This is a genomic window from Streptomyces sp. Inha503, assembly GCF_047215865.1.
Classification (GTDB): domain Bacteria; phylum Actinomycetota; class Actinomycetes; order Streptomycetales; family Streptomycetaceae; genus Streptomyces; species Streptomyces lycopersici.
Genome location: NZ_CP178360.1, coordinates 222,657 through 233,341, shown reverse-complemented (window position 1 = coordinate 233,341; position 10,685 = coordinate 222,657). Strand labels below are relative to the sequence as shown.

The following is a 10,685-nucleotide window of genomic DNA, read 5'->3' as shown; positions in this document are numbered from 1 at the left end:
ACCGAAGGAACACAATGGCTGACGAAGACAAGCTCCGCAGTTACCTCCGCAAGGTGACCGCCGAACTACAGGACACCCGGCAGCGGCTGATGGACCTGCGGCTGGCCAAGCAGGAGCCGGTGGCGATCGTGGGCATGGGATGCCGTCTGCCCGGTGGTGTCGCCTCGCCCGAGGCTCTGTGGGATCTGGTGTCCTCCGGCGGCGAAGGCATCACCGGCTTCCCCACCGACCGAGGCTGGGACCTCGACGGGCTGTTCGATCCCGACCCGGACCGGCCGGGGAAGACCTATGTGCGGGAGGGCGGTTTCCTCCACGACGCGGCGGATTTCGACGCGGGGTTCTTCGGGATCTCGCCGCGCGAGGCGACCGCGATGGACCCGCAGCAGCGGCTGCTGCTGGAGGTTTCCTGGGAGGCGCTGGAACGCGCCGGGATCGACCCCCTGTCGCTGCGGGGAAGTTCCACCGGCGTTTTCGCGGGCGTGATCTACCAGGACTACGCGACACGGTTCCAGCAGGCGCCGGCAGAGCTGGAAGGTCTCTTCGGCAACGGCAACGTGGGCAGCCTCGCGTCCGGACGGATCTCGTACATCCTCGGGCTCCAAGGCCCGGCGGTGACTCTGGACACGGCGTGCTCCTCGTCACTGGTGGCGCTGCACCTGGCGGCACAGGCGCTGCGCTCGGGCGAATGCGACATGGCGCTGGCAGGCGGGTCGACGGTGATGGCCACACCCAGCGGGTTCGTGGAGTTCTCCCGCCAGCGCGGGCTGGCCGCGGACGGCCGGTCCAAGTCCTTCGCCGCGACCGCGGACGGCACCGGCTGGAGCGAGGGCGTCGCGGTTCTGGTGGTGGAACGGCTCTCCGACGCGGTGCGGAAGGGACACCGGGTGCTGGCCGTGCTGCGGGGGTCCGCGGTGAATCAGGACGGGGCATCGAACGGTCTGACCGCGCCGAACGGCCCGTCGCAGCGACGGGTCATCCGGCAAGCGCTGGAGAGCTCCGGCCTGTCACCGTCCGATGTGGACGTCGTCGAAGCTCATGGCACGGGCACTGCCCTGGGTGACCCGATCGAAGCCGAGGCCCTGCTGGCCACCTATGGGCAGGACCGGGAGCGACCGCTGCTGCTGGGCTCGCTGAAGTCGAACATCGGGCACACCCAGGCCGCGGCCGGGGCGGCCGGTCTGATCAAGATGGTGCTGGCGATGCGGCACGGAGTGGTGCCGCCCACGCTGCACGTGGACGAGCCGAACCCACGGGTGGACTGGTCGGCGGGATCGGTGCGGCTGGTGACGGAATCGGCAGCGTGGCCGGAGACCGGGCATCCGCGCCGGGCAGGAGTGTCCTCTTTCGGGGTGAGCGGTACCAACGTCCACGCCGTCATCGAACAGGCGCCCACGGAGGAGGGGCAGACCGAGCCGGTCCCGGGGCAGTTCCCCGGTGCCGCGACACCGTGGGTGGTGTCGGCGAAGTCCGCCGCCGGGCTGCGCGCACAGGCCGCGCGGCTGCGGGACCACGTGATGGCGCATCCGGAATTCTCGCCCGTCGATGTGGGGTTCTCGCTGGCTTCGACGCGTTCGGTGTTCGAGCACCGCGCAGTCGTGCTGGGCGCCGACCGCGACTCGCTGATGGCTGGCTTGGCCTCACTGGCGGGCGGGGTCCCCGCCGCGGATGTCGTCTCGGGTGTGGCCGGCGCCGAGCGAGGTGTGGTGCTGGTGTTCCCGGGTCAGGGTTCGCAGTGGGCGGGGATGGCCGTCGGCCTGCTGGATTCGTCCGAGGTGTTCGCCGCCGAGTTGGCGGCGTGTGATGTGGCGTTGTCGGCGTATGTGTCGTGGTCGGTGCGGGATGTGCTGCGGGGTGGACGGGGGCTGGATCGGGTTGAGGTTCTTCAGCCGGTGTTGTTCGCGGTGATGGTGTCGTTGGCGGCTTTGTGGCGGGCGTGTGGTGTGCGGGTTGCCGGAGTGGTCGGCCATTCGCAGGGTGAGGTCGCGGCCGCTTACGTCGCGGGTGCGTTGTCACTGGAGGACGCGGCACGGATCGTGGCGGTGCGCAGCCGTCTGGCCGCGGAGTCCTTGTCGGACAGGGGCGGCATGGTGTCCGTGTCGCTTCCCGAGGACCAGGTACGGGAGGCGCTTGACGGCCGGGCAAGCATCGCCGCGGTCAACGGGCCGGAGTCGGTCGCGATCTCCGGCGAGGAGGGGGCCCTGACCGAACTGCTGACACGCTGGGAAGCCGAAGGAGTGCGCGCCCGCCGGATCGCTGCGGCCTTCGCCTCGCATTCGGCCCAGGTCGAGGTGCTGGCCGAGCGGTTGCTGGAGGAACTGGCCGGCATCCGGCCCCGGGCGGGCTCGGTTCCGTTCTACTCCACGGTGACCGGGGGAGTGCTCGACACCGAACGACTGGATGCGGACTACTGGTACCGCAACCTGCGCGACACGGTTCTGTTCCAGCAGACCGTCCAGAACCTGCTCGACGAGGGCCACACCGCGTTCGTCGAGGTGTCCCCCCATCCGGTGCTGGCCCCCGGGATCGAGGCGATCGCGGACGCCGCGGATGTGGCCGTCGCCGCGGTCGGCACCCTGCGCCGGGACACCGACGACGTGACGCGATTCCTCGCCTCCCTCGGCGAGGCTTTCGTCACCGGGGTCGCGGTGGACTGGTCCGGCGTGGTGGGCACCGGTGCCCGGCTGGATCTGCCGACCTACGCCTTCCAGCACACTCGGTACTGGCTGGAAGTGGGCGACCAGCACGGCGATCGCCTGCTGGGCCCGGGTGTCGAGGGACCCGCGGGCTGGTTGTTCGCCGGTCAGGTCTCGCTCGCCCAGCAGCCATGGCTGGCCGATCACGCCGTCCTCGGTACGGTGCTCGCCCCGGGGGCCGCCCTGCTGGAATTGGTGCTACGCGCCGGTGAGCGGGTCGGCTGCACCCGCGTCGACGAGCTGACCCTGCACGCGCCGATGGTGCTCCGTGAGAACGAGACCCGTGACCTGCGCGTGGTGCTGGACCGCCCGGGAGACGACGGGCTCTGGCCGGTCACCATCTATTCCGCCGTGGACACCGGGGCTCCCGACGAGCGCGAGTGGGTGCGGCACGCCAGCGGGGTCCTGAGCGCGGCGGAGGGCGCTCCGGGCTCCGGTGACTGGGCGCTGACGTGGCCGCCGGCCGCCGATGCCCTCGATGTGCACGATGCTTACGACCGGTTCGCCGGGGCCGGATACGAGTACGGTCCGGCATTCCAGGGGTTGCGGGCCGCCTGGCGGCGGGGTGACGAGACGTTCGCCGAGGTGGCCCTGGACGAGGCCGACGGGACCGGCCACCTCGTGCACCCGGCCCTGCTGGACGCGGTCATGCACCCGATGGGTGTCGCCGCGTTGGAGGACGGCCCGGGCGACGGCATCGGCCTGCCGTTCTCGTGGAGCGGGGTCGAGCTGCGCGCGGTGGGCGCGACGACGCTGCGGGTGCGACTGAGCACCGGCTCCGACGGCACGGTTTCCCTGGCTGCCGCGGACGGCGACGGCCGCGAGGTGCTGTCGGTGGAGTCCCTTGCGCTGCGTGCGGTGGACCGGGCCCAGCTGGGCGCGTCGGCGCCGGTGCGGGACGGTCTGTTCAGCGTGGACTGGGTTGCCCTGGAACGCCCCGGCGACGCGGCCGACGCTCGCCCGGTGGTGCTGGGCGCCGACGGCCTGGCGCTCGGGGAGGCATCGTCCCTCCAGTCCATCCAGTCCCTCGAGGAGTGGGATGGCGCCGGGGACGTCCTGGTGGGCCTGCCACCGGGCGGCTCCGCGGTGGAGGAGACCACGAGGGTGCTGGCGCTGCTGAAGACCTGGGCCACCCGGTTCGACAGCGGACGGCTCGTGCTCGTGACCCGGGGCGCGATGTCCGTCGGCGGAGGCGACCCTCTGTCCGATGCGGACCACGCCGCGGTCTGGGGGCTGGTGCGTTCGGCGCGCAGCGAGCACCCGGGGCGGTTCACGCTGGTGGACGTGGACGACCGACCGGAGTCGGCGGCGGTGCTGCCGTCCGCGGTGGCTTCGGGGGAGCCGGAGATCGCGGTCCGTGGCGGCGAGCCGTTCGTGGCGCGGTTGGCCAGGGCCCGCCCCGGCCTGCGGGCGCCGGAGGGTGTGTCGTGGCGGGTGGATGTGACGGGTCGGGGGACGGTGGAGAATCTGGCGGTGGTGTCTGCTCCGGAGTCGGTGCGGGAGTTGGCTTGTGGTGAGGTGCGGATTGAGGTTCGTGCGGCTGGGGTGAATTTCCGGGATGCGTTGAGTGTGCTGGGGATGTATCCGGGTGATCCTGGGCCGCTGGGTGGTGAGGGTGCTGGTGTGGTGTGTGAGTTGGGTCCGGGGGTTGAGGGTTTGGCGGTGGGTGATCGGGTTTTCGGGGGTTTCACGGGTGCTTTTGGTCCGGTGGCGGTGGCTGATGCGCGGGCGGTGGCGCGGATTCCGGTGGGTTGGAGTTTTGCTGAGGCGGCGTCGGTGCCGATTGTGTTTTTGACGGCGTTTTATGCGTTGCGTGATGTGGCGGGTGTGCGTGCTGGTGAGTCGGTGTTGGTGCATGCGGCTGCTGGTGGTGTGGGGATGGCTGCGGTGCAGTTGGCGCGGTATTGGGGTTGTGAGGTGTTTGCGACGGCGAGTCCGGCGAAGCAGTCGGTGGTGGCCGGGATGGGTGTTGATCCGGCCCGGATTGCTTCGTCGCGGACGCTTGATTTCGGGTCGGTGTTTCCTGAGGTGGATGTGGTGCTGAATTCGTTGTCGGGTGAGTTTGTGGATGCGTCGATGCGGTTGCTGGGGCCTGGTGGGCGTTTTGTGGAGATGGGGAAGACGGATGTTCGGGAGCCGGATGGGGTTTGGTATCGGGCGTTTGAGTTGGGTGAGGCGGGTCCGGATCGGGTTCGGGAGATGTTGGGGGAGTTGTTGGAGCTTTTTGGGCGGGGTGTGTTGTGGCCGTTGCCGAGGACGGCTTGGGATGTGCGGCAGGCTGGTGAGGCGTTTCGGTTTTTGTCTCAGGCGAGGCATGTGGGGAAGTTGGTGCTGACTGTTCCGCGTTCGTTGTCGGGTGGCGCGGTGTTGGTCACGGGTGGTACGGGGATGTTGGGTGGGCATGTGGCGCGGCATTTGGTGGCCGAGCATGGTGTGAGGGATCTGGTGCTGGTCAGTCGTCGGGGTCTGGATGCTCCCGGTGCGGTGGGGTTGAGGGATGAGTTGGTCGGGTTGGGTGCGCGGGTGCGGGTGGTGGCGGCGGATATGGCTGATCGTGAGGCTGCTGCGGGGGTGCTGGCGGGGCAGCGGTTGAGTGGTGTGATTCATGCGGCGGGTGTGCTGGATGACGGGGTGCTGGAGTCGCTGACTCCGGAGCGGGTCGCGAGGGTGTTCCGTCCGAAGGTCGATGCCGCTGTGGTTCTGGATGAGCTGACCCGTGAGATGGACCTCGCCGCCTTTGTGGTCTTCTCCTCCGCCGCGGGCACCTTCGGCGGCCCGGGACAGGGAAACTACGCGGCCGCGAACACCTTCCTCGACGCACTCATGCGACGCCGCCACGCCCAGGGCCTCCCCGGGACGTCCATCGCCTGGGGGCTGTGGGAGGACCGCAGCGCCATGACCGGACACATGGCCGGCCGGGACCTCTCCCGGATCACCGGTGCCGGGCTGCGGCCGCTGACCAGCGCCCACGGCCTCGCCCTGTTCGACGCGGCGCTGGAGACCGGTAGCCCCTACCTGGTGGCCAGCAACTTCTCGCCCCGCGTCGCCGAGGGGGCGGAAGTGCCGCCGATCCTGCGTGACCTGGTCCGGGTGCGGGCTCGCCGGGTCGAGGTGACGGCGTCCGGTTCCGGCCTGGCGCGCCGGCTTGCCGCGATGGCCGAGCCCGAGCGCAGTGAGCTGGTGCTCGACCTGGTGCGCACGCACGCCGCGACCGTGCTCGGGCACGGCTCCGCCGAGGACGTCGAAACGGGGCGGGCGTTCAAGGACCTGGGCTTCGACTCCCTGACCGCGGTCGAGTTGCGCAACCGGCTCACCGCCGCGACCGGCCTCCGGCTGCCCGCCACCCTCGTTTTCGACCACCCCACGGTCACCGAACTGGCCGACCACCTCCGCACCGTCCTCGTCGGCGAGTCCGCCGCTCCGGCCACCGTGACGGCCGCGCCCACGGCCGTGGACGAAGATCCGATCGTGCTCGTCGGCATGGCCTGCCGGCTGCCGGGCGGGGTGGCCTCGCCGGAGGACCTCTGGGAGCTGGTGTCCTCCGGCACCGACGCCATCGGGGGGTTCCCGGTGGACCGCGACTGGGATCTGACCGGCCTGTCCGGTGACGATCCCGGCCGGGGCTCGTCCTCCACGCAGGTAGGCGGGTTCGTCTACGACGCTGCCGAGTTCGACGCGGAGTTCTTCGGGATTTCCCCGCGTGAGGCCGCCGCGATGGACCCGCAGCAGCGGCTGCTGCTGGAGGTCTCCTGGGAGGCGCTGGAACGCGCCGGACTGAACCCGCTGGCGCTCAAGGGAAGTTCCACCGGGGTGTTCGCCGGACTGAGCGGCCAGGACTACTCGGCAAGGTTCATGACCAACCCGGAGGCCATCGCGGGGTACCTCGCCATCAACGCCGCGAGCGTGCTGTCCGGACGCGTGTCCTACACGTTCGGATTCGAAGGGCCCGCGGTCACCGTGGACACGGCCTGCTCCTCGTCGCTGGTGGCCCTGCACCTGGCGGCGCAGGCGCTGCGCTCGGGCGAGTGCGATCTCGCGCTGGTGGGCGGGGTGACGGTGATGTCCACGCCTTCCACCTTCGTGGAGTTCTCCCGCCAGCGGGGCACCGCGGCGGACGGCCGGTGCAAGTCCTTCGCGGCGGCCGCGGACGGCGCCGGCTGGGGCGAGGGCGTCGGGGTTCTGGTCGCCGAGCGGCTGTCCGACGCCCGCCGGCACGGGCACCGGGTGCTGGCGACGGTGCGGGGTTCGGCGGTGAACCAGGACGGTGCGTCCAACGGCCTGACCGCGCCCAGCGGCCCGTCGCAGCAGCGGGTCATCCGGCGGGCGCTGGAGAACGCCGGGCTGAAACCGTCCGATGTGGACGTTGTCGAAGCACATGGCACGGGTACGCGGCTCGGCGACCCGATCGAGGCCGAAGCGTTGCTGGCGACCTACGGGCAGGACCGGGAGCGCCCGCTGCTGCTGGGCTCGCTGAAGTCGAACATCGGGCACACGCAGGCGGCCGCGGGGGTGGCCGGGGTGATCAAGATGGTGCTGGCGATGCGGCACGGCCTGGCGCCCAAGACACTGCACGTGGACGAGCCGAACCCCGAGGTGGACTGGTCGGCCGGAGCGGTGGAGCTGGCGACCGAAACCATGGCCTGGCCGGAGTCCGGACGCGTGCGGCGCGCGGGGGTGTCCTCGTTCGGGATCAGCGGCACCAACGCCCACGTCGTCCTCGAAGCCCCCGAACCGGCGGAGCCCGAACCCGCCTGCCCTTCGGCGGGAGCCATTCCGTGGGTGCTCTCGGCCAAGTCCCCCGCGGGCCTCCGCGCACAGGCCGCGCGCCTGCGGGAGTTCGTCATGGCAAGGCCCGGGCTGTCCACGGTGGACGTGGCCGCTTCCCTGGTACGCACCAGGGCCCTGTTCGACCACCGTGCGGTGGTCGTCGGCGAGGACCGCGAAACGCTGGTGCGCGGGCTTGGATCGGTGGCGACGGGCGCCACTGCGAGGGCCGGCGGCGCGGGCGTGGCCCTGCTGTTTCCCGGCCAGGGTGCGCAGTGGGCCGGGATGGGCCGGGAGCTGCGGGCCCGGTTCGAGGTGTTCACGGCCGCCTTCGACGAGATCTGCGCCGAGTTCGACGGGCACCTGGACGTATCGCTGGCGGACGCCCTCTCGGACACCGAAAAGCACTTCCTCGACGAGACCATGTACGCACAGGCCGGTTTGTTCGCCGTCGAGGTGGCCCTGTTCCGGCTTCTGGAGTCCTGGGGTGTCCGGCCGGACTATGTGCTGGGGCATTCGATCGGTGAGATCGCCGCCGCCCACGTCTCGGGTGTGCTCTCCCTCGCCGATGCCTGTGCCCTGGTCGCCGCCCGTGGGCGGATGATGAGCGAGGACGCCGAACCCGGCGCGATGCTGGCGGTGGAGGCCACCGACGCCGAGGTCCGGGAAATGCTGGCCGGGTTCACCGGCCGGGCGGACGTGGCGGCCGTGAACGGCCCGGCGTCCGTGGTGGTGTCCGGCCACGAAGCGGCCGTGGCCGAGATCGAGCAGTGGTGGCGTGGGCAAGGACGCCGCGTGCGGCGGCTGAGCACGCGGTACGGGTTCCACTCGGTGCTGATGGACCCGGTGGTCGACCCGTTCACCAGGGCCGTGGCCGGGCTTTCGCTCGACGCGCCGCGCATCCCGGTGATTTCGAACGTGACCGGCACGGTCGCCGGGGACGAGATCCGCACGCCGGAGTACTGGGGCAGGCATGTCCGGGAAACCGTGCGGTTCGCCGACGGCCTGGCCTGCCTGGCGGACCGCGGCGTGCGGACCTTCCTCGAGGCCGGGCCCGGCGCCGTGCTGACCAACCTGGTCGCCGAGTGCGGAGTCGAAGACGCGCTGGCCGTCCCGTTGCTCTGCCCGGACGAGCCCGAAGCCGGCAGTGTGCTCACCGGGGTGGGAACGGCGTTCGCCGGCGGCGGGATCGACCTCGACTGGACGACCGTGATCGACGCGGGCGCCCGGGTCGACCTGCCGACCTACGCCTTCCAGCGCAGCAGGCACTGGCTGGACCAGGAGCCTCCCGCTGTGCCCGCCGGTGTGGCGGGTTCGGTCGTGGACCACTGGCGGTACCGGATCGACTGGGTGCCGCTGGCCGACCCCGGCGCATCCGTGCTCACCGGCACCTGGCTGGCCGTGGTGCCGCACGAGTTCGACGAGGAGACCGAGGTGGCGGCACTCACAGAGGCCGGTGCCCATGTGGTGCGCGTGGAGGTCGACTCCGCCGACGAGGCTTCGGTGGCCGAACGTGTGCGTGCGGCGGCGGCCGGCGTCTCCGAGGTCGCCGGGGTCGTGTCGTGGCTCGCCGACTGGGGACGCCCCGCCGTGAACGGCACCCTGGTGTTGCTGCGTACCCTGGCCGAAACGCGCCTCCGGGCACCGCTGTGGTGCGTCACGCGCGGCGCCGTCGCGACCGGACTCACCGACCGGGTCGACGATCCGGAGCAGGCGCTGCTCTGGGGGCTCGGCAGGGTCGCCGCGATCGAGTTGCCGGACCGCTGGGGCGGGCTGGTGGATCTGCCCGCGAACGCGGACGCGAAGGCCCTCCGGCGGTTCGCTGCCGCGGTATCCGGTACGAGTGGGGAAAACCAGCTCGCGATACGGCAGGCGGGTCTGTTCGGCTGTCGCCTGGTCCGCGTGGTTCCGGCGGACGGCGCACCCCGGTGGACACCGTCCGGCACCGTGCTGCTCACCGGTGCCACCGGCGGACTCGGGCCGCACGTCGCCAGGTGGCTGGCCGCCAATGGGGCCGAGCACCTGCTGCTGACAAGCCGTCAGGGCATGTCGGCGCGCGGCGCGGCCGAACTTCGGGATGAGCTCGCCGCACTCGGGGTGCGCGTCACCATCACCGCGTGCGACGTGGCCGACCGTGCCGCGGTGGCCGAATTGTTGGCGCTGATTCCCGAGGACGTGCCGTTGACCGCCGTCGTGCACGCCGCGGGTGTGCTCGAGGACGGGGTGCTGGACTCGCTCACCGCCGAGCAGGTGGACACCGTGCTGCGCCCCAAGGCAGACGGCGCGTGGAATCTGCACGAGCTGACCGCCGGGATGGACCTGTCGGCGTTCGTGCTGTTCTCCTCCGCAGCCGGGGTTTTCGGCAACGCGGGCCAGGGCAACTACGCCGCCGCGAACGCCTTCCTCGACGCACTGGCGGTGCACCGGCGTGGCCTCGGCCTCCCGGCCACCTCGATCGCCTGGGGAAACTGGGCGGGCGCGGGAATGGCCGGGACGCTCACCGAAGACCTGCTGCGCCGCGGCGTGCCGGCGATGCCGCCGGACCTGGCCACCACGGCACTGGGAGACGCGGTCGCGGCGGGGGACCCGGCCCCGGTCGTGATCGACGTGGACTGGGGTTCCTCGGTACTGGCGAACTTGGGCCCGCTGGTCGACCGCCTGCCCGAAGCGCGGCGGGCCGCGCGCAGGGAGGCCAGGGCGGACGAGGGCCCGAAGCTCGCCGAACGTCTCGCCCCGCTCGGCGAGGCCGAACGGCAGAGGGTTCTGTTGGAGGTGGTGACCGGCCACGTTGCCGAAGTACTCGGTTACCGTCCGGACCAGACCATCGAGCCGGACCGGCCCTTCAAGGACCTCGGGTTCGACTCGGTGACCGCCGTGGAGCTCCGCAATCGGATAACCACCGCGACCGGGCTCAAGCTGTCTGCGACCCTGCTCTTCGACTACCCGACCGCGGTCGCGCTGAGCGACTATCTCATCGAGCTGGTCGCTCCCCCGCAGGCGTCGCCGCTCGCAGTGGCGGATGTCTTGCGGCAGCTGGAAGAGAAACTCGCGGCGCTGCCGGACGACGACCCGGCCTGGGAACAGGCGCGGCGGATGGCCGGCCTGATCCTGTCCAGGTCCGGTGGCGAGCAGGAGGAGTCTGGCGCCGTCCGGTCGATGCTGGACGAGGCCAGCGACGACGAGCTGTTCAGCTTCATCCAGAGCGAGTTCAAAAACGACACGTGAAGT

Annotated in this window: 1 protein-coding gene; it reads left to right on the top strand. The window is 71.2% G+C overall.

Features of this window, described 5'->3' with window-relative positions; translation table 11 throughout:
• The first annotated feature begins 14 nt into the window (after nt 1-14).
• Nucleotides 15-10,682 carry an SDR family NAD(P)-dependent oxidoreductase gene (locus ACJX2R_RS01130; protein ID WP_413098313.1) on the top strand — a complete coding sequence of 3,556 codons (10,668 nt, stop codon included), beginning with the start codon at nt 15-17 and terminating at the stop codon, nt 10,680-10,682.
• Nucleotides 10,683-10,685 lie beyond the last annotated feature (3 nt).